This is a genomic window from Rathayibacter sp. PhB127, from assembly GCF_003751665.1.
Taxonomy (GTDB): Bacteria; Actinomycetota; Actinomycetes; order Actinomycetales; family Microbacteriaceae; genus Rathayibacter; species Rathayibacter festucae.
Window position 1 is genome coordinate 1 of the sequence record NZ_RKHW01000005.1, and the last position, 19,897, is coordinate 19,897.

Sequence of the window (19,897 nt, forward strand, 5' to 3'; positions counted from 1 at the left end):
TACGGCAAGCTCGCCTCCCGCACCGCCAAGGCGCTCAAGATCGCCGACCCGTCCCTCGAGCTCGTGATCTGCGGCTCCTCCGGCTCCTCGATGCCGACCTTCGGCGAGTGGGAGCGCGTCGTTCTCGAGCACGCGTACGACGACGTCGAGTACGTCTCCTGCCACGCCTACTACCAGGAGTACGACGGCGACCTCGGGTCGTTCCTGGCGTCCTCGCTCGACATGGAGTACTTCATCTCCACCGTCGCCGCGACCGTCGACCACGTGAAGCACAAGCTGAAGAAGTCGAAGGACATCAAGCTGTCCTTCGACGAGTGGAACATCTGGTATCTCCAGGAGCACCAGGAGGAGGAGGCCGCCCTCGCCGCCGCCGACACCAGCGGTGCCCGGGAGTGGCCGTACGCGCCGCGGCTGCTGGAGGACGTCTACTCGGTCGCCGACGCGGTCGTGCTCGGCAACCTCATGATCACGCTGCTGAAGAACTCCGACCGGGTCACCTCGGCGTCGCTCGCGCAGCTCGTCAACGTGATCGCGCCGATCATGACCGAGCCGGGCGGAGCGGCCTGGCGGCAGACCACGTTCTTCCCGTTCTCCACCACCGCTCGCCTCGCGTCGGGCTCGGTGCTGCGGCCGCGGATCGAGGTCGGGTCCTACTCCACCGCGCGCCACGGTGACGCGCCGCTCGTCGACTCCGTCGCCACGCTGGATGACGGTCGCGCGGCCGTGTTCCTGGTGAACCGCTCGACGACCGACGCCCTCGAGGTCACGGTCGACGTGAACGGCCTCGGCGTCTCCACCGTCGCCGAGGCGGTCGCCCTCTTCGACGAGGACGTCTACGCCAGGAACACCAAGGACGACCAGAACCGCGTCGGCCTCAAGCCCGTCGACGCCACGCTGGTCGACGGCGTGCTGGCGCTGACGCTGCCCCCGGTCTCCTGGACCGCCGTCTCCCTGACGGCGTAGCGGACGGACCGGGTGGGTCTCGATACGCGGGCCTGCGGCCCGCTACTCGACCAGCATGAAAGGCGAGCTGCGCTCCCTGTTCTTCGCGGCCCGTGCATGCGCGGACGCGGACGCGGGCGCGGGCGCGGGCGCTCCATGCTGATCGAGTAGCCCGCGCAGCGGGCGTATCGAGATCCCCCACCGCAGGCACATCGGCCACCGGGGCTCGATACGCGGGCCGGCGGCTCGGGCTGCCGCGGCGGCCGGTCAGTCCCGGTAGCCCTCGATGATCTGGTGGGCGAGGGTCGTGATCGGCGTGGAGGTCGAGCGCGAGCGGGAGCGGAGGATCTCGAAGGCGCGGTCGACGGTGGTGCGCTGGGAGTAGGCGATGATGCCCTTCGCCTGCTCGATCAGGACGCGGCTGTCGAGGGCGCGCTGCAGCTGCTCCTGGGTGACGGTGCTCTCGCGGAGCGCGCGCTGGTGCAGGATGCCGATCGTCGCGACGTCGGCGAAGGCCTGCACGACGGCGACGTCGTCGGGGTCGAGGGTGCCGGTGCCGGCCTGGAAGAGGTTGAGCGAGCCGATCGTGGTGCCCCGCGAGCGCATCGGTACGCAGTGCGCGGCCCGGACGCCGAGGTCGCTCGAGCGGGTGCGGAACTCGGACCAGCGGTCGTCGACCGCGAGCGTGTCCGGCACGACGACGGCGCGCCCGGTCTCGTAGCACTCGACGCACGGGCCGGCGGTCTCGAGCTGCAGCAGCTCGATCAGGCGGGTGTCCTCGTCGGTCGAGGCGAGCACCTCGAGCGTGCCCTCGGGGCTGGCGAGCACCAGGCCCGCCGAGACCGCGTCGAACAGGGTCGCGCTGCTCTCGACGAGCATCTGCGCGAAGTCGACGACGTCGTAGTCGTCGACGAGCGTGTCGGAGAGGGCCACGAAGGTCGCGATGACGCTCCGCTCGCGGGAGTTGATCACCATGAGTCGTCCTGAACGGTGAGCGGGCGGTCGGGGAAGCCGTCCTGGCGGGCGACGATGTCCTGGGCGACGTCGACGAGGGGGCGGTGCTGGGCGAACGCGTGGGCCCTCAGCAGCACGAGGGCGTCGTCCGAGTCGAGGCGGTAGCGGGCGATGATCATGCCGGTCGCCTGGTGGACGACCCTCCGGGACCCGGGGTTGCTGCTCACCTCGTCCGCGTCGTCGTGGAGCACCGCGGCGAGCACCCGGAGCGAGGTGGCGGGCGACTGCGCCGAGATCTCGGTGAGCGCGGCGTCGTCGAGGGTGATCGGGGTGCGGGTGTAGAGGTCGACGGCGCCGATCGAGAGCCCGGCGAAGGTGAGCGGGAAGGCGAACACCGAGCGCACGTCGAGGGCGTCCACCGCCTCGGCGAAGAGCGGCCAGCGCACGTCGGTGCCGGTGTCGAGGAGGGACACGGGGGCGCCCGCGGCGATCGCGTCCCAGCAGGGGCCCTGGCCGAGGTCGAGCTGGATCTCGTCGAGCCGCGCGGCCGTCGGGTCGCTCGCGGCGATCGTCTCGCCGCCGAAGGTGCGGCCGAGGGTGGAGATGGCGACGCCGTCGATCGGGTACCCGCGCAGATACGGGTCGCAGAGGACGGCGGAATCGGTCATCGCGCCCACCCTAGCCGCCGCGGTGCCGGGACGCGCGGGCCGGAGCGTCGAGGCGGGCGCCTGCAGTGTCGCCGCGTCGGCGTCGGCCCCGCGCCGCTCATGCCGCGTCGGGTGCGACGTCGTCCTCGGCGTCGTTCGTGAGGATCGTGATCGCCGTGAACGGGGTGATCAGGATGAGCGCGGTGCTGGCGCGGCCCTCGCCGTGGTTCACGGTGAGCCACTGCGGGGTCTCCGCGGCGAGGGCGGCGTCCACCTCGCCCCGGAACTGGGCGGCGGTGCGGTCGCTCACCGTGTAGGGCGCTCCGTTGTAGAGGATGTCGAGCCGGCGCATCAGTGCGCTTCCCGGTCGGCCGTGCGGACGTGCTCGGTGTCGGGCTCGGCGACGACGTAGAGGCCGCCGGAGGAGTTGGCGAGATCGGTGAGCGCGGCGATCCAGGCGGGGTTGATGCGGGGCATCCGCCCGCCGAAGTACTTGTAGCGCAGGCCGACCGCGGGATGCAGCCAGATGGCGCTGCGGCCGTCGCCCATGCTGTGATCGTCGCGCCAGCTGAGCAGGAAGGACTCGTTGCGGCGGAGCTTGGCGGTGACGACGATCTGCAGGTGCGCGAGCACCCTGTCCTCGAAATCGATCTCGACGGATCCGTCGTAGAACAGTTTTCCCATCGCCGTCTCCAGCCTTCGTCACAGCCGGCGGGCGCCCGCGTGATCGACACCTTTCTCCACTTCGACTCCGGCGGCAACCCCGACGGACTCTCGCTTCCCTTCCGTCCCCTCCCCGATCTGTCAAGGACCTCCCCCGGCGCGGGGACCGCGACCGAGCATGGTGGCATGAAGCACATCCTCTTCGCGGACAAGACGATCCTGCTCGGGGACGACGCAGCAGACGCCCTGGTGGCGTACGCGGTCGCACTCGGCGCGAACCGCACGGCCGACCGGGTCGAGTACACGGGGATCGGGGCGGACGGCGCGACGATCCAGGTGTCGTTCCTGCTGAACTCCGGCGCGTCGCTCGTCTCGGAGACGACGCCGTCCGAGTTGCCCGAGCCGGACAACCACGAGGAGGTGCAGCGGATCCGCGCGCGCACCGAGGCGCTCGTCGGGTCGCACCCGGTCCAGCCGGGCGACGGCGGTCTGACCTCGGACTTCGACGTCGAGAGCGCTCTCGACTACTGAGCGGTTCCGCCCAGTCGAGGGCTGATGAGAAAGGAGTCGACATGGTCTGCGAGTTCCCGGTGTGGGTGCACCTGGCCCGGAAGACGCCGGTGCGCGCGGCCGTGCGGGGCCGGGTCTACGAGATCGGCGCTCCCGAGCGCCCGGACGGCGAGGTGCTGCTGACGGTCTGGACCGGAGGGCGCGCCGTCGGTCAGGTGCTGGCGACGGAGCCGCCGGTCTTCCGCCGCCTCGGCCCGCGGGCCGCCCCTGAGCCGCAGCCCGTGAGCGGCATCCCCGACCTGCTGGAGTGCGCGGCCGGGCTGCGTTAGACCGAGCGGGTCCGGGTGCGTGCCGGTCGAGTGGCCCCGCCGGGGCGCATCGGGCGAGGGTGGATCTCGATACGCCTGCTGCGCGGGCTGCTCGATCAGCATGGGGCGGGCCGCAGCGCGGGCTGCTCGATCAGCATGAAGGGGGCCGCAGCGAGGGCTGCTCGATCTTCGTGAGGGGGCCGCTGCCCGGGCTGCTCGATCTTCGTGAGGGGGGCCGCTGCGCGGGGAGCTCGGTCAGCATGACGGGTCCGCTTCGCGGACTACTCGATCAGCGGAGGGGCCGCTCGAACGGCGTGGAGCGCTCGAGCGCTGCAGAACATCAGCTGAGAAGGGGTGGCCTCCGCTGTCAGGGGAGGCCCCCTGCTCTCAGCTGATGTTGTGCGCACCCCCTGCTGGTCGAGGAGCCCGAAGGGCGTCTCGAGACCTGGACGCAGTTCGACGGTGGATCTCGGTGAACCCGCTGCGCCGGCTACTCGATCAGCGTGCAGCGGTCGAGGGCCAGCTGGGCGAGGGTCTCGGCGTGGAGGCCGAGCAGGGCGTCGTCGAAGACGGCGGACTCGGAGTGCATCGAGGGGGCGCCCTCGGCCGGGACGCCGGGCGGGCGGGTGCCGAGGAAGAGGAGCGTGCCGGGGATCTCGTCGAGGACGTAGGCGAAGTCCTCCGACGCCATCGACGGCGCGGGGAGGCGGAGCACGCGGTCGGCGCCGTGGCGGGCGGTGAGCGACGCGATCACGCGCTCGGTCTCCTCCGGGTCGTTGTGGGTGACGGGGTAGGAGTCGATGAACTCGGTCTCGACGCCGCAGCCGTGCGCCGCGGCGACGCCTGCGGCCAGCTCGGCGAGCGAGGAGCGGACGAGGGCGAAGGTGTCACGGGAGAGGGTGCGGATGTTGAGCATCAGCTCGACCCGTGCGGCCAGGACGTTGGGCGCGGTCGAGTCGCTGACGATGCTGACCACCGAGACGACGGCGGGGTCGGTCGCCGGCACACGGCGGGCGACGAAGGTCTGCAGGGCCTGCACCAGGGCGGCCGCCGCGGGGATCGGGTCGACGGCGAGGTGCGGGAACGCGGCGTGCCCGCCGGTGCCGGTCACGGTGATCCGCATGCCGCTGGCGCTCGCCATCATCGGGCCGGAGCGGGTGACGAAGAGGCCGGAGTCGGTGGAGCAGTCGACGTGCATCGCGAAGGCGGCGACCGGGCGCTCTCCCGCGGCGTCGAGCACGCCCTCCTCGATCATCAGCCGGCCGCCGGCGAAGCCCTCCTCGCCGGGCTGGAGCATCAGCACGACCGTGCCGGCGAGCTCCTCGCGGCGGGCGGCGAGCAGGCGGGCCGCGCCGATCAGCCCGGCCATGTGCAGGTCGTGGCCGCAGGCGTGCATCGCGCCGTTCGTCGCGGCGAAGGGCAGCCCGGTCGCCTCGACGACGGGGAGCGCGTCCATGTCGGCGCGCAGCAGGACGACCGGGCCGGGGCGGCCGCCGCGGAGGACGGCGGTGATCGAGCCGAGGCCGCAGCCGGTCGTGATCTCGAGGCCGAGCGGGGCCAGCTCCTCGAGCAGCAGCGCCTGGGTGCGCGGGAGGGCGAGGCCGAGCTCGGGGTCGGCGTGCAGGCGGCGGCGCAGACGCACCAGGTCGTCGTGGAGGCCGGGCATCACTGCGGAGTCTCCGGCCGCATCGAGGCGTGCACGCGGCGCATCCGCTCGGCGAGCGCGGGGTTCGAGTACGGCCCCGGCGCGTCCAGCGCCGCCGTGACCCGGTCGACGACCTCGGCCGGCTTGTCCTGGCTCATCTTCTCCTTGGCCTCGAGCCGGGTGACCCGGAGCCGGAAGCCGACCGTGCCGTGCACGATCCGCTCGGCGTAGGCCGCGTTCTCGGCGCTGATCCGGAGGCGGAACGGCTCGGGCAGCTCGTCCTCGAAGTGGTCGACGAGCCGCTCGAGCACGGCGAGGTTCTCCGCGTCGCCGAGCAGCTCGGGCACGCCCCAGACGTGCACGGCGGCGAAGTTCCAGGTCGGCACCGCGCGCGCGACGCCGTACCAGCTGGGCGAGACGTAGCCGTGCGGGCCCTGGAAGACCACGGCCAGCTCGGACTCGCCGAGCCGGTGGGCGCGCTCGTCGGGCCGGCCGACGTGGCTGACCAGCACGAGCTCGTCGGGGTCGGCGCCGGGGAGCGGCTCCTCCAGCAGGAACGGGTAGTGCGAGACGACGACGCCGTCCGCGGTCGCGCTGACCATCGTCGCCCAGGGCGTCGCGCGGATCAGGGCGCGGATCTCGGCGGGGTCGGTCATCGCGTACTCGGTGCTCTCACGCATCGGCGGTCCTCTCGGCGCGGGCGGCGGTCCGAGCCAGGATCGCAGCGAATTCGGGCCAGAGCTCCACGGGGATGTCGTGACCCATCTCCTCGTAGAGGTGCAGCTCGGCCTGGGGCAGGATCCGCGCGGTCTCGAGCGCGGCGCTCCAGTGCAGGCTCTGATCGCCGCGGCCGTGGAGGACGGCGACCGGCACGGTGACCTTCGCCATCGCCTCCCGCCGCTCGAGCGGCCCGCGCAGCAGCGCGTTCCACTGCCGGATCAGCCCGGTCGGGGTGTAGGCGCGGTCGTAGTAGCGGGCGCCGAGGGCGGCGCTCGCCGCCTCGTCGAAGGGGAAGCCGGGCGACTGGTAGTGCCGCTGGCCGCCGACGAACATGGCGATGTAGGCGTCGCGGTCGAGGACCTCCGGGACCTCGGTGATCGGCTGCCCGGTGTGCTCGCCGACCAGGAACTCCGGCGCCGAGCTGAGCGAGGTCGACATCAGGCCGAGCGAGGCGACCCGCTCCGGGTGCAGGATCGCGACCAGCTGCGCGATGTAGCCGCCCATCGACATGCCGGTGAGGTGCGCGCGCGCGATCCCGAGCTCGTCGAGCACGGCGACGACGTCGAGCGCCATGTCGGCGAGGTCGTAGCCGGCCGTGGTGTCCTCCGGGCCGCCGGTCGCCTGGCTGAGGCCGACGTCGCGGTTGTCGGTGCGGACGACGAAGAAGCCGTGCTCGGCGAGCAGCTCGCAGAAGCGGTCGTCCCAGCCGATCAGCTGGGCGCCGCCGCCGTGCAGCAGGACGAGCGGGCGGCCGGACGGGTCGCCCGTCGTCTCGTAGTGCACGGCGACGCCGGCCGGGGTGGTGATCAGGGGCATGGCGGGTGGGTCCTGTCGGGGAGGAGGGAGTGGCTGTGGAGAACGCGCGGCTTGCGCGGCCTGTGGAGGAGAGGTGTCCTGTGGAGAACGGCCGGGTCTGCGCAGCCTGTGGAGGAGAGTCGGCCTGTGGAGGACACCGGTCCGGCGCGGCCCTGTGGAGGAGAGTCCGTCAGAGCGCGGACCAGGTCGGCCGGCCGCCGAGGAGGGTCGCTGCGACGGGTGTCGTGCGCAGCTCCGCGTCGTCGGCGGTCGCCGGGTCGCGGTCGAGCAGCACGAGGTCGGCCGCGGCTCCCACGGCGACGGTCGCCCCGCGGGTGCTCGCCGCGAGCGCGACGTCGAACGGCAGGCGCTCGGCCGGGTGCCAGGCCTCGCGGCCGTCGCGGCGGCGGCTGACGGCGGCGGCCAGCGAGATCCACGGGTCGAGCGGGGCGACGGGCGCGTCGGAGCCGAGGGCGAGGGTCGCTCCGGCGGCATGCAGCGAGGCGAAGGCGAAGGAGCGGTCGGTGCGGCCGGCCCAGTGCCGGTCCGCGACGTCGCGGTCGTCCATCGCGTGCTCCGGCTGCACGCTCGCGACGAGCCCGAGGCGGCCGAAGCGGGCGAAGTCCTCGGCCGCGACGAGCTGGGCGTGCTCGATCGTGCCCGCGAGGCCGAGCCGCTCGAAGACGTCGAGCACCTCGGCGTTCGCGCGGTCGCCGATGGCGTGCACGGCCGGGAGGATGCCGGCGTCGCGGGCGCGGACCAGCAGGCCCTCCACCTCCTCGGGCGCGACGCTCAGCACGCCGCAGGGGTGCGGGTGGTCGGCGGCGATCCCGGGGTAGGGGTCGAAGCAGTAGGCGGTGCGGGTGTTCAGCGAGCCGTCGACGACGATCTTGAGGCGGCCCATCCGGGCGAGGCCGGCCGGATCGAGGGCGTCGCCGGTGCGCAGCCCGCGGGTGATCGCGTCGTCGAGCCGGTCGGGCCAGACCGAGGTCTCGACGCGCAGGGACGAGACGCCCTCCGCGATGCGGGCCGGCCAGGCGCGGGAGTTGTCGGCGTTCTCGAACTCGACGATGCCGACGACTCCCCGGGCCGCGGCGGCCTCGGCGGTCTCGCGGTAGGCGGCGACGGAGGGCAGGCCGACGGCGTCGATCAGGTCGAGCGTGCCGATCCACTCCGTCTCGCGCAGCACCCCGTCCTCCGGGATCGACAGGCCGAAGCGCCGGCCGGCCGCGTTGTTGAGCCAGCCGCAGTGCAGGTCGCCGCTGATCAGGACGAGCGGGCGGTCGGGCGCGATCGCGTCGAGGGCGGCGCGGGTCGGCGCGTCCGTCCAGAGGCCGTCGCGGAAGCCGTAGCCGATCAGCACGGCGTCCTCGCGCACCGGCAGCGCCGCGCGCATGATCGCCACGGCCTCGGCGGCGCTCGCCGCGGGCGCGAGGTCGACCCGCTGCCTCCGCACCACCCACTGGGTGAAGTGCACGTGCGCGTCCCAGAAGCCGGGCGCGAGGAAGCGGCCGTCGGCGTCGAGCGCCTCGGTGCTGCCCGGCAGCGTGCCGGCCGGGGCGATCTCGGCGATCGCGCCGTCGCGCAGCAGCAGGTCGGCGGGGGCGTCCCGCCCCGCGAAGCGAGCGGAGCGGATCAGGAGCTCGGTCATGCGTCCTCCAGGTCGAGAGGCCGGCCCATCACGGGCACGGCCCGGAGCAGCTGCCTCGTGTACGGGTCGGCGGGATCGGACAGCACGGTGTCGGTCGTGCCGTGCTCGACGAGGCGCCCGCCGCGCATCACCGAGACCTCGTCGCTGACGTAGCGGACGACGGCGAGGTTGTGCGAGATGAAGAGCATCGTGAGGTCGAGTCTCTGCTGCAGCTCGCGAAGGAGGTTGAGCACCACGCCCTGCACCGAGACGTCGAGCGCCGAGGTGATCTCGTCGGCGATCAGCACCTGCGGCTCGGCGGCCAGCGCCCGGGCGATCGTGATCCGCTGGCGCTGCCCGCCGGAGAAGGCGGTCGGGCGGTCGTCGGCGCGCGCCGGGTCGATGTGCACCAGGTCGAGCAGCTCGCGGACGCGGTCGTCGCGGGCGGCGGCGGAGTGGCGCCGGCCGGTCGCGAGCAGTCCCTCGGCGATCGAGGCGCCGACGCTCATCCGCGGGTCGAGTGCGGACAGCGGGTCCTGGAACACCATCTGCACCCGGCGGCGCGCGGCCCGGGCGGAGGGCTCGCGGCTGGTGATGTCGACGCCGTCGAGCAGGATCCGGCCGGAGTGCAGCGGGGTGAGGCCGACCGCGACCCGGGCGACCGTGGACTTGCCGGAGCCGGACTCGCCGACCAGTCCGTGGGTGGTGCCGGGGCGGACGGTCAGGTCCACGGCGTCGACGGCCGTGGTCGCCGAGCGGCCGTGGCCGAAGCGCACGCTCACCGCCTCGTAGCGCAGCTCGCTCATGCGGTCAGTGCCTCCTGGTCGTGGGCGGGCTCGTCGTGGGCCGTCCGGTCGGTCGACGGTGCCGCCGGCTCCTCGTCGATCGCCGCGATCACCGGGAGCAGCGCGCTCCGGTCGGTCGCCATGTCCGGCACGCAGGCGATCAGCCCGCGCGTGTAGGGGTGCCGCGCCTCGTCGAGGCGGTCCGCGGCGATCTCCTCGACCACCCGACCGTCGCGCATCACCACGATCCGGTCGCAGAAGCCGCTGACCAGCGCGATGTCGTGCGAGATGAAGAGGATCGCCGCTCCGGTCGCGGTCTGCGCCTCGCGCAGCGCCTGCATCACCTGCCGCTGCACGGTGACGTCGAGCGCGGTGGTCGGCTCGTCCGCGATCAGCAGCCGCGGCGTGCCCATCAGGCCCATCGCGATCATCGCCCGCTGCCGCATGCCGCCGGAGAACTCGTGCGGCAGCCGGCCGACCCGCTTCTCGGCGTCCGGGATGCGCACCAGGTTCAGCTTGTCGATCGCGCGGCGCAGCGACTCGGCGCGCGGGGTGCGGGCGTGCACCTCGCTCGCCTCGCGCAGCTGGCGGCCGATGGTGAGCGCCGGGTTGAGCGAGGTCAGCGGGTCCTGGAAGATCATCGCCTGCTCGAGCCCGAGGCGGCGTCGCTCGGCGGCGTTGGGCACCGCGGTCATGTCGATGCCGCGGAAGACGAGCTGCTCGCTGGTGACCAGCGCGTCGGGGCCGAGCAGCCCGGCGACGGCGCTCGCCGTGACCGACTTGCCGGAGCCGCTCTCGCCGACGATGCCGACGGTCTCGCCGGGCAGGATCGTCAGGTCGACGCCGTGCACGCGCTCGGTCATCGCGCCGTCGCGGCCGGGGAACGCCACGCGCAGCCCGGACATCTCGACGACGGGCATCGCGTCCGTCACGGGTGCGACGACCTCGTCCGAGCGCCGGCGCTTCACGGCCTTGACCGGGCGGCGGCGCGAGGACGACTCGCTGAACACCTCGCCGAGCAGCGCGAAGACGACGCCCACCAGCACCACGGCGATGCCGGGGCCGATCGCGGCCATCGGATCCACGTAGATCCGCTTCGCGCCCTCGTTGAGCAGCCGGCCCCAGTCGTACTCGGGCGCCTGGACGCCGAGGCCGAGGAAGGACAGCGCGGCGAAGGAGAGCAGCGTGACGGAGGCGTGCGCCGCCGAGTTGACCAGCAGCGGCGGCAGGATGTTCGGCACCACGTGCCGGACGGTCGTGCGCAGCGGGCGGCTGCCGAGCATCCCGGCGGCGCGCACGTAGTCGCTCGACGAGACCGAGGCCGCGAGCGTGCTGGTGAGCCGCGCGAAGACCGGGATGCCGGCGAAGCCGACGGCGAGCATCGCGCCGACCGCGGTCGTGCCCCAGATCACCGAGAAGAACAGCGCGAGCAGCAGCCAGGGGAAGGACAGCAGGATGTCGATGAGGCCCGCGATCAGCCGCTGCAGCAGGCGGGGCAGCAGCACCGCGACGACGCCGAGCAGCACGCCGCCGACGACCGAGATGCCGGTCGCGCCGAGGGTGAGCAGCACCGAGACGCGGGTGGCGACGACGACGCGGGCGAGGAGGTCGCGGCCGAGGTCGTCGGTGCCGAAGGGGTGCGCGAGGCTCGCGCCCTGCTGGCGGTCGGCGATCGAGCGCTCGGTGGCGAGGTCGCCGAAGAGGATCGGGCCGAGGACCGTCGCGAGGATCACCAGGACGAGGCCGACGGCGGCGGCGACGCCCTGCGGGGTGCGCAGCGACTCCGGCAGCCGGTGGGCCAGGGACGGGCGGGGGGAACGGGATGCAGTGCTCATGGCTCAGGCCTCCGCGATGGCCGACCGCGGGTCGAGCGCGGCGAGCAGCAGGTCGATGACGAGGTTGGCGGCGAGGACAAGGACGGCGTACATCAGCACGATGCCCTGGATCAGCGGGTAGTCCTTGGTGGTGATCGACGAGACGATCGTCGATCCGATGCCCGGGATGACGAAGACCGTCTCGATCAGCACCGTGCCGGCGACGAGGCCGGTGAGCACCACTCCGCCCGCGGTCAGCGTCGCCGTGACGATGTTGGGCAGCGCGTGCCGGAGGTAGAGCAGGTGCCCCGGCAGCCGCTTGCTGCGCGCGGTGGTGAGGTACGGCGCCTCCAGCACCCGCACCATCTCGACGTGCACGATCCGCGCGAGGTAGGCGAGCGGGCCGATCGCGAGCGCGAGCACCGGCAGCACCGCGTACTCCGGGCCGCCCCAGCCCGCGGACGGCGCGAGCGGCACGACGATGCTGAACAGCCAGATCAGCACGACCGCCAGCAGGAAGTTGGGGATCGCGATCACGACGCCGAGCAGGCCCGAGACGCCGAGGTCGAGCGTGCGGTGCCTGCCCGCGCGGGCTGAGACGGCGGTCGCGACGCCGATCGGGAAGGCGCCGAGCGCGGCGACCGCGAAGGCGACGACCGAGAGCATCAGCGTGGCGGGCAGCCGCTCGGCCAGCGTGCTGCCGACCGGCCGCTGCGTGCTGATCGAGGTGCCGAGGTCGCCGCGGAGCAGCCCGCCGAGGTAGTTCGCGAACTGCTGGCCGATCGGCAGGTCGAGGCCGAGGGTGCTGCGCAGCACCGCCACGGTCTCGGCCGGCGCCGTCGGGCCCAGCGCCGCGCGCACCGGGTCGCCGGGCACGAAGTGGACCATGAAGAAGGAGGCGATCAGGACGATCACCAGCGAGACCGCCGCGCGGGCGAACCGCTTGAGCAGGAAGGCGAGGCGCGGGGATCCGACCACGCCGAGCAGACGATCCCCCCGGCGCGGACCGGCCGCGGGCGCGCTCGGCGGGGAGGCCGGTGACAGCGGGGCCGTGGGTCGCACCGAGGGGATCGTCATGGTCAGCCCTGCATCCGGATCGTGGTGGGAGCGACGGTGCCGGGACGCTCGAGGGTCGCGCCCTTGACGTACATCGGCGACTCCGTCTCGGCGAGCGGGAAGACGTCGACCCGCTCGATCAGCTCGGCCTCGGCCTGCTTCCAGACACCGCAGGCCTCGTCGGCGCTGCCGGCGCTGAGCGCCTGCGTCGCGAGGGCGTTGTACTCGGGGTTCGAGACTCCCATGAAGTTGTAGCCGCCGTTCTCGCTCGTCTCACCGAGGAAGAACAGGCTCAGCACCACGGGGCTCGAGGGGGCGAGCTGGATGAAGCCGGTGTCCCAGTCGTAGCTCTGGTAGAGGTCGGTCGACCAGCCGGCCGAGTCCTCGGCGACCAGGTCGGTCGTGATGCCGAGCTCGTTCCACTCCTGCTGGACCTCCTCGGCGGCGGCGCCGTGCGAGGGCGTTCCGGCGTCGTAGAGGAAGCGGATGGTCAGCGGCTCGCCGTCCTTCGCGCGCAGTCCGTCGGAGCCGAGCGGGTAGCCGGCCTCGTCGAGCAGCTCGCCGGCGGCCTCCACGTCGGTGTCGGGCAGCGTCCACTCCGGGCCGCCGGCGACGCAGGTCAGCGGGATCTGGTTGACCAGCGAGACCGAGTCGACGGCGTTGCCGTCGGTGACCAGCTCGCCGACGGCGTCGCGGTCGAGCGAGAGGGTCAGCGCCTGGCGGACGCGGACGTCGGCGGTGGGGCGGTCGGCGCGCTCGTTGAAGAGCATCTCGCCGATCGGGTTGAGCACGCCCTCGGTGTCCAGGCCCGCCGCATCGAGGCGCTGGCGGTCGGCGCCGATGACGGAGGCGGCGTTGAGCTCGCCCGAGATCAGCAGGTTCGCGGCGGTCGCCTCGTCGGTGATCACCCGCGCCTCGATCTCGTCGGGCAGGCCCTCGGTGTCGCTGGTGACGTCGTCCGGGCCCCAGGTGTAGCCGTCGCGCTTGGTGTAGGTGTAGTCGGAGCCGGGGCTCGACGCGGTCAGCGCGTAGAGCGCGGTGCCGTTGGTGGTGTCGGTCAGGGTCGACGGGTCGTCGAGGCCGGCCTGGCAGACCATCTCGATGCTGCCGGTGCCCTGGAGCAGGAACGGGTTGTTCGCCGTCGAGGTGACGGTGACGACGTTCCCGTCCGCGGTCGCCGTCATGTCGGCGGTCACGTTCGAGCCGAACCAGAACGTGCCGTTGTCGGCGTTGGCCTGGTAGGCGAAGTTCGCCGCGGCCGTCTCGGCGGTGAAGGGGGTGCCGTCGGCGCAGGTGATGCCGTCCTTCAGCGTGTACGAGATCGAGGTGGGCGTGCTCTCCCAGCTCTCGGCGAGGAAGGGCACGACCTCGCCCTCGGGGGTCGTGTAGGCCAGCGAGTCGTAGCCGAAGGTGACCATCGCGCGCTGCACGAGCGAGACGCCGGTGAACGGGTTGAGGCTGCCCGGGTCGTCGTTGATCGCGAGGGAGAAGGTGCCGCCCGAGACGGGGTCGGCGTCGGCCGCGGAGCCGCCGGCCGGGGCCGAGCAGGCGCTCAGGGCGAGCAGCGCCACCAGCGAGCCCGCGGCGACGGCCGGGACTCGGAGCGCTGTGGTGCGGGGAGAACGGGTCATGATGCGTCCTTCGGGGAATGCAGGGCGAGTGGTGCAGGACTCCCGATCAGGGCCAGCGGGCCCGCGGCCTTCACGGAGACTTTGAGCGACGCGCTGGCCGAGTACGACAGCGGCGTCTCGAGCACGTCGACGATCTCGACGAGGCGCGGATCGGCGCCGGCCTGGATCGCGCGCTCGATCGCGATCCGGCCGGCCGCCTCGATCGCGGCGGCGCGGTCGACGTGGTCGCACAGCTGGTCGGCGCGGCCGCCGGCCAGGGCGATCGCGGCGCCGACGGCGTTGGCCACGTTGCCGCGGTCGGGGCGGAGCACCTCGCTCGCGCCGTGCACGTGGTCCGGAACCAGGAAGCCGCCGCCGCCGACGACCACGAGCGGCAGGCCGACGCGGCCGAGCGACATCCGCTCGACGGCCGACTCGATCCGGTCCTGCGCGACGGCGAGGGCGTTGCCGAGGGCGGAGCGGGTGGCGCGGTCGAGGGCGGGGAGGCTCCGGCCGGGGATCATCCCGGGCAGCTGCATCGCGGCGGCGTCGGTGAGGGTGGCGGTCGCGCCGCCGAAGAGCAGGCCCTCGCGGGCGATCCGGTAGCCGACCGAGTCGGTGGTCGGCACGCCGGTGGCCGTGTCGACGATCGTGCCGCCGCCGATCCCGACGCTGAGGATGTCGGGCATCCGGAAGTTGGTGCGGACGCCGCCGATCTCGCGCGGCAGGGTCGACTCGCGGGGGAAGCGGTCGACGAGCACGCCGAGGTCGCTGGTGGTGCCGCCGATGTCGATGATGATCGCGTCGTCGGCGCCGGAGAGGAACGCGGCGCCGCGGATCGAGTTGGCGGGGCCCGAGCCGATGGTGAGCACGGGGTAGCGGGCCGCGTACTCGACGGCCATCAGCGTGCCGTCGTTCTGGGCGAAGAAGGTGGCGGCGTCGAGGCGCTCCTCGTCGACCACGGTGAGCAGACCCTGCGTGACATCGCGGGCGATGCCGTGCAGCGCGGCGTTGAGCACGGTCGCGTTCTCGCGCTCGAGCAGGCCCAGGGCGCCGATCTCGTGGCTGAGCGAGACGGGCAGGTCGACCCCGACGTGGTCGGCGACCAGCGCGGCGACCTCGAGCTCCTGCTCCGGGAAGGAGGGGCTGAAGATGCCGCAGACGGCGACCGCGTCGAAGCGGCCCTCGAGCGAGTCGAGGAAGCGGCGGACGCCGTCGACGTCGAGCGGCGAGATCGGGTAGCCGTCGATCAGGTGGCCGCCGCCGGCGAGCAGGCTGCCGGCGAGCACGGTGTCGCGGAGGTCGGCGGGCCAGCCGGAGAGCGAGGGGAACTCGGTCGAGGCGGGCGCGCCGAGGCGGATCACGGCGACGCGGCCGAGGTCGCGGCGGCGGACGATCGCGTTGGTGGCGTGGGTGGTGCCGAGCATGACGCGGGAGACGCGGTCGCGGTCGGCGCCCAGCTCGCCGAGCACCGCGGAGAGCGCGGAGCGGATGCCGCCGGTGACGTCCTCGGTGGTGGCCTGCTTGGTCCAGGCGGTCACGGCGCCGTCGGCGTCGAGCACGACGGCGTCGGTGTTGGTGCCGCCGACGTCGATGCCGACGGAGAGGTCGCGGAGTGCGGCGCTCATCGGGCCACCTCCGCCACGGCGCCGTCGAACGGCACGTAGTCGAAGTCGAAGTCGAAGGCGGCGGGGCCCGCCAGCTCGATCCCGCGCGGGGTCCGCCAGAGCGGATCGCAGGCCCAGGCGAGCACGCTGACGCGCTGACCGAAGCGGAGCATCTCGGTCGAGATCGCCTCGCCGGTCTCGGAGTCGAGGATCGAGACGAGGTCGGGGACGCTGACGACCACGCCGCCGTCCTCGATCACCACGAGGTTCTCGTTCTGGATCTCGACCCGCACCATCCGGCTGCGGTCGGCGCCGACGCCGTCGATCGTGACGGAGCCGCGGGTGAAGCCGCCCTCGGTGCTGCGGTCGATGTCGATCACCTTGCCGCCGATCAGCACGGCCGCGCCGAGCTCCTCGGCGATGTCGGTCACCGGGTCGGCGGAGGCGAGCAGCCGGCGGCCGACCTGGATCGCGCGGCTCACCGTGCCCTCGATCACGGCGCCCGGCGCGGTCTCGTGGGTGAGCAGGTAGTGCGCGCCGAGGGCGATGCCGCCGGCCGCGACGGTGAAGGCGCGGGCGTGGCGCTCCAGCCAGGCGATGTCGACGGTGCGGAGGACGGTGACGTTGCCGACCACGTCGCTCATCACCGCGAACTCGCTCGGCAGGCCCGCGACGTTCATCGAGATCATGGTGGCCTTCGGGAACGCGCGGCCCATGCCGTCCGCGTCGAGCACCGCGAGTCCGAGCTCCGCGGCCCAGCCGACCGGCGCGACGCCGTTGCTGCCGCCGATCTCGGCCGCCATCACGGTGGTGACCGGGCGGCCGATCAGGCGCTCGACCTCGCGCAGCAGCGTGTGCGCCTGGCTGCTCGAGCCGAGCATCTCGATGCCGACCGAGGGAGCGCCCATCCCGGACATGATGATGACCGCGTCGTCCGGGCCGAGGTCCTCGACGCCGACGACGCGCACCGGGCCGTTGGCGTCGATCGCGTTCTCGACCGAGAGCTGGGCGCCGTGCACCGAGCCGCCTCCGCCGGTGCCGAAGACCGCGCAGCCGGCGGCCAGGGGAGCGACGTCGTCGCGGGTGATCAGGCGGACGGGGCTCGGTCCGGCCGGGGGCGTGAAGCTCATGCTCCGAGGCTAGCCAGGGGTGCAAGCGGGTGGAATGTGCCGACACCATGAGGATACGGCCATGATTGTGCTCATGGCACAGACGTCCCTCCTTCACGTCCTCGAGCACGGCGAGCAGTTCGGCATGGTCTGCCGCGCGGGCGACCCGGCGGGCGTCTCGCTCAGCGGAGTGGAGATGCTGGCACTCGAGGACGTGGGACAGGCGCTGCCCGGCCATCTGGTGATCGTGCTGCACGGCGCGGAGCAGCCGCGGGCGTACCAGATCGACATCGTCATCCGGCGGGCGATCGCGGCCGAGGTCGCCGCGCTGCTCTTCGTCGGCGAGCTGGCGCTGGCCGAGACCTCGCGCTCGCTGGCCGACCGCGGGGCCCTGCCTGTGCTGACCGCGAGCGCGCCGCCGTCCGAGCTGGCCGTCTCGATCGACCGGCTGCTGCGCGGCGGAGCTGCCGAGGCGCTCGGTCGGGCGGAGCTCGCGATCGCCGCCGCCCGGGCCGCCTGCGACGGCGACCCGCTCGATGCGCGCTCGGCCGTGCTCGACGCGGCGACGGCGGCGCTCGGGATCGAGCTGCGGATGATCGAGGACCCGGCCGTCACCTGGAGCGACCCCGACGCGGTCTGCATCGGCGAGGTCGCGGTCGGGCGGCTGGTCGCCGAGCAGCCGGAGACCGCGGCGGTGATCGCGCTGCCGGTGATCGCCGCGCTGCTCTCGCGGGCCCTGCAGCGCGAGTCGCAGGTGCGCTTCGGTCCGGCGCGCTCGCGAGCCGACCTCGTGGTCGAGCTGCTGCTGGCGGAGTCCTCGCGCATCGACGCCCTCGCGGTCGACGCCGCGCGCGCTGGGCTGCCGGTCGCCTCCGCGCACGCCGCCGCCTGGATCACGCCGCGCCACCGCGACGACGCCGAGCGCCGCCTCCCCGCCGCGCTGGTCGCGGCGATCGAGCTGAACGCCTTCCAGCTGACCGACGGCCGCGACGAGGTCTGGCACCTGGCGGTCTTCCACGACGACCTGGTGGTGGTGGCCTCGGAGGAGTCGGGGGCGCCGGATCACCAGCGGCGGGTGCGGGACGTGGCGGAGCGGCTGATCGCGTACGGCTCGGCGGTCGCGGGGGAGGGGTGGACGTTCACGGTCGGGCTCGGCACGCCGCAGTCCGGAGCCTCGGGGCTCCGGCAGTCGGCGACGGAGGCGCGGATCACCGCCGGCTCGGCCGTCGCCGCCGGCCGCCTCGGCGCGGTGGAGGTCACCGACGTCACGGGTCTGCGCCGGGTGCTGCTCGACTTCTACGCGTCGCCGCTCAGCCGCGCGCTGCTCGACGACGTGCTCGCGCCGCTGGACGCCCTCGGCGCCGAGCGCTCCGCCATCTCGGTGCGCACCCTGCTGGCGTACCTCAGCAACCGCAACTCCCTCGCCCGGGCCGGCGAGGTGCTGCTGCTGCACCCGAACGCCGTCAATTACCGCGTGCGCCGCATCGAGCAGGCACTGGCCCTGGACCTCGAGGACCCGGACACCCGCTTCGCCCTGGAGCTGGCCTGCCGCCTGCGGGTGATGGCGACGACGCGCTGACGCTGCGGTGAGGGAAAGGACGCGGCTGCGCCGCGTCATGCTGGTCGAGTAGCCCCGCAGGGGCGTATCCCGTTCATGCTGGTCGAGTAGCCCCGCAGGGGCGTATCGAGACCCGCCGTCGTCGGCAGGGCAGTCTGCAGACTCGACTTCTGACGCTGATGGATCTCGATACGCCCGCTCCGCGGGCTACTCGATCAGCATTGGCTTCGCCATACTGATAAGGTGATCTTTCGGAGGAGCGGCGGCCCCCCGTCATGCCTCCAGCGAATTCCCCCAGTGCGCCTCTCCGGGCGCGAACCGTGACGCGCCGGGGGTCCTTCTCTTCTCGCAGGATCATCTCGGCGAGCGCTGCTGCGTGCTGCGCCGCGTCGACTGGACGCGGAGCGGGGGCTGCGAGAGCGCCGGAGCCCGATCCGGGTCCACTCGCGCGGGAGGCGCACCGCGAGTGGACGCGGAACGGGGTGCGGCCGGGCATCGGAGCCCGCCCGCGTCCACCCGTGCGGATCCGGGGCCCTGTCAACACCTCGAAGTCTGAAGGGTTGTTCAGATAGCGTCGTCGACGAGCGGATCCGGAGTCGGCCGTCGTCGCATCCCCCCGCGGCCCCATGAGAGGGCGCCCGCCCGCGGACGCCGACCCAGGGCCGTGGCGACGAGGGCACCGTTCGCCCGCCGCAGGAGAGCCCCCACTCCCTCGCGACCGGTCGGACGCACGTCGCCGGGCCCCCGCCGCTCCCCGCCCCCGACTGCGCGCCGAAGGATCTCGATGACGACTCTGCACGACCCCCGACCCCCCGAAGACCACCGCATCGCCGGCGAACGGCCCTGACCGTGGCCGGCCTCGACGACACCCGCACCCCGCCGGTCGAGAACGCGCGCGAGCTGGTCCTGCACGCCTGCCGCGTCGGGGACGCCGAACTGCAGTCCCACATCGACGACCTCTGGGTGGCCAAGGCCGACCCCGAGAGGACGCGCGGACTGCTCGCCCGCTACCGGCGCGAGGTCGAGGACGCCCGCAGCCTCCTCGCCGCAGCCGCCGACCCGCAGTGGTGGCGGGCTGCGACCGCCGAGCGGATCGAGGCGAGCTGCCGGGCCGCGCGCATCTGGGCCGAGGGCGACCCGGTCTGCGCCGACCTCGAGCGGGCGTTCGCCGCGCAGCTCCGGAGCGTCCTCGGCATCGACCTGACGCAGATCCCGCGCCAGGAGCGGAGCCGCTGACCTGCGGAGCGATGTGCGCTCCCTCGCGTCGGGAGCCGCTCCCACTCGCCCGGCGACGACGCGCTGATGCGCGCGAGCCCACGCCGAGTCGGCCTCCCTTCGTGCCGGTCGAGCAGCCCTCGGGGGCGTCTCGGGATGGTGAAGCCGCTTCGCGTCTCAGTGGTGAGGGAAAGGGCGCGGCTGCGCCGCGTCATGGTGGTCGAGTAGCCCCGCAGGGGCGTATCGAGGCCCGCCGTCGTCAGCGGGGCGGGTCTGCAGACGTGTCCTTCTGGCGCGGGTGGATCTCGATACGCCCGCTGCGCGGGCCA

19 protein-coding genes are annotated in these 19,897 nt (G+C 73.3%); 5 read left to right on the top strand and 14 right to left on the bottom strand.

Annotated features, from left to right (window positions below; genetic code table 11):
• On the top strand, positions 1-963 hold a 963-nt coding region (locus EDF22_RS18255), incomplete at its 5' end, for an alpha-L-arabinofuranosidase C-terminal domain-containing protein (RefSeq protein ID WP_311316365.1).
• 246 nt (positions 964-1,209) lie between these two features.
• Here the strand turns inward: EDF22_RS18255 and EDF22_RS18260 are convergent.
• From EDF22_RS18260 to EDF22_RS18275, 4 genes are all read right to left on the bottom strand, one after another.
• Positions 1,210-1,917 carry a GAF and ANTAR domain-containing protein gene (locus tag EDF22_RS18260; protein WP_123706262.1) on the bottom strand — a complete coding sequence of 236 codons (708 nt, stop codon included), beginning with the start codon at positions 1,915-1,917 and terminating at the stop codon, positions 1,210-1,212.
• Positions 1,911-2,564, bottom strand: coding sequence for a GAF and ANTAR domain-containing protein (locus EDF22_RS18265; protein ID WP_123732452.1), 654 nt, complete (start codon positions 2,562-2,564; stop codon positions 1,911-1,913). Before EDF22_RS18265 ends, EDF22_RS18260 begins: the two co-directional genes overlap by 7 nt.
• A gap of 97 nt (positions 2,565-2,661) precedes the next feature.
• Complete coding sequence (locus EDF22_RS18270) at positions 2,662-2,895, bottom strand: hypothetical protein (protein WP_123706264.1); 234 nt, start codon at positions 2,893-2,895, stop codon at positions 2,662-2,664.
• Entirely contained in the window at positions 2,895-3,227 is a 333-nt protein-coding gene (locus EDF22_RS18275) for an ATP-dependent DNA ligase (RefSeq protein ID WP_123706265.1), read from the bottom strand. The genes EDF22_RS18270 and EDF22_RS18275 overlap by 1 nt, the downstream gene beginning before the upstream one ends.
• A 165-nt stretch (positions 3,228-3,392) precedes the next feature.
• Here EDF22_RS18275 and EDF22_RS18280 point away from each other — a divergent pair, with 165 nt between their 5' ends.
• Both EDF22_RS18280 and EDF22_RS18285 read left to right on the top strand, forming a co-directional pair.
• Positions 3,393-3,737, top strand: coding sequence for a hypothetical protein (locus tag EDF22_RS18280; RefSeq protein ID WP_123706266.1), 345 nt, complete (start codon positions 3,393-3,395; stop codon positions 3,735-3,737).
• A 41-nt stretch (positions 3,738-3,778) separates the two neighbouring features.
• Positions 3,779-4,045, top strand: a complete 267-nt coding sequence (locus EDF22_RS18285) for a hypothetical protein (RefSeq protein WP_123706267.1) — start codon at positions 3,779-3,781, stop codon at positions 4,043-4,045.
• Positions 4,046-4,514: 469 nt separating this feature from the next.
• Here the strand turns inward: EDF22_RS18285 and EDF22_RS18290 are convergent, their stop codons facing one another.
• The 10 genes from EDF22_RS18290 to EDF22_RS18335 form a co-directional block, all read right to left on the bottom strand.
• Entirely contained in the window at positions 4,515-5,690 is a 1,176-nt protein-coding gene (locus EDF22_RS18290) for a M20 family metallopeptidase (protein WP_123706268.1), read from the bottom strand.
• On the bottom strand, positions 5,690-6,349 hold the full coding sequence (locus EDF22_RS18295; protein WP_123706269.1) for an FMN-binding negative transcriptional regulator: 660 nt from the start codon (positions 6,347-6,349) through the stop codon (positions 5,690-5,692). Before EDF22_RS18295 ends, EDF22_RS18290 begins: the two co-directional genes overlap by 1 nt.
• The gene (locus tag EDF22_RS18300; RefSeq protein WP_123706270.1) at positions 6,342-7,205 is read right to left on the bottom strand and encodes an alpha/beta fold hydrolase; all 864 of its coding nucleotides are present in this window, start codon (positions 7,203-7,205) and stop codon (positions 6,342-6,344) included. The genes EDF22_RS18295 and EDF22_RS18300 overlap by 8 nt, the downstream gene beginning before the upstream one ends.
• A gap of 169 nt (positions 7,206-7,374) precedes the next feature.
• Positions 7,375-8,835, bottom strand: a complete 1,461-nt coding sequence (locus EDF22_RS18305; RefSeq protein WP_123706271.1) for an amidohydrolase — start codon at positions 8,833-8,835, stop codon at positions 7,375-7,377.
• Positions 8,832-9,620, bottom strand: coding sequence for an ABC transporter ATP-binding protein (locus tag EDF22_RS18310; protein ID WP_123706272.1), 789 nt, complete (start codon positions 9,618-9,620; stop codon positions 8,832-8,834). Before EDF22_RS18310 ends, EDF22_RS18305 begins: the two co-directional genes overlap by 4 nt.
• On the bottom strand, positions 9,617-11,434 hold the full coding sequence (locus EDF22_RS18315) for a dipeptide/oligopeptide/nickel ABC transporter permease/ATP-binding protein (RefSeq protein WP_123706273.1): 1,818 nt from the start codon (positions 11,432-11,434) through the stop codon (positions 9,617-9,619). Before EDF22_RS18315 ends, EDF22_RS18310 begins: the two co-directional genes overlap by 4 nt.
• A 3-nt stretch (positions 11,435-11,437) precedes the next feature.
• Positions 11,438-12,391: an ABC transporter permease gene (locus EDF22_RS18320; RefSeq protein ID WP_221180969.1), complete on the bottom strand. Its 954-nt coding sequence runs from the start codon at positions 12,389-12,391 to the stop codon at positions 11,438-11,440.
• A 101-nt stretch (positions 12,392-12,492) separates the two neighbouring features.
• A complete protein-coding gene (locus EDF22_RS18325) occupies positions 12,493-14,100 on the bottom strand; it encodes an ABC transporter substrate-binding protein (protein WP_123706275.1) in 1,608 nt (535 codons plus the stop codon).
• Complete coding sequence (locus EDF22_RS18330; RefSeq protein WP_123706276.1) at positions 14,097-15,707, bottom strand: hydantoinase/oxoprolinase N-terminal domain-containing protein; 1,611 nt, start codon at positions 15,705-15,707, stop codon at positions 14,097-14,099. Before EDF22_RS18330 ends, EDF22_RS18325 begins: the two co-directional genes overlap by 4 nt.
• A complete protein-coding gene (locus EDF22_RS18335; protein WP_208322988.1) occupies positions 15,704-16,816 on the bottom strand; it encodes a DUF917 domain-containing protein in 1,113 nt (370 codons plus the stop codon). The genes EDF22_RS18330 and EDF22_RS18335 overlap by 4 nt, the downstream gene beginning before the upstream one ends.
• Positions 16,817-16,889: 73 nt before the next feature.
• Between EDF22_RS18335 and EDF22_RS18340 the strand changes: the two genes are divergently transcribed.
• On the top strand, positions 16,890-18,374 hold the full coding sequence (locus EDF22_RS18340; RefSeq protein WP_221180970.1) for a CdaR family transcriptional regulator: 1,485 nt from the start codon (positions 16,890-16,892) through the stop codon (positions 18,372-18,374).
• Between the two features lie 828 nt (positions 18,375-19,202).
• Entirely contained in the window at positions 19,203-19,589 is a 387-nt protein-coding gene (locus EDF22_RS18345; RefSeq protein ID WP_123706277.1) for a hypothetical protein, read from the top strand.
• Positions 19,590-19,897: the final 308 nt, after the last annotated feature.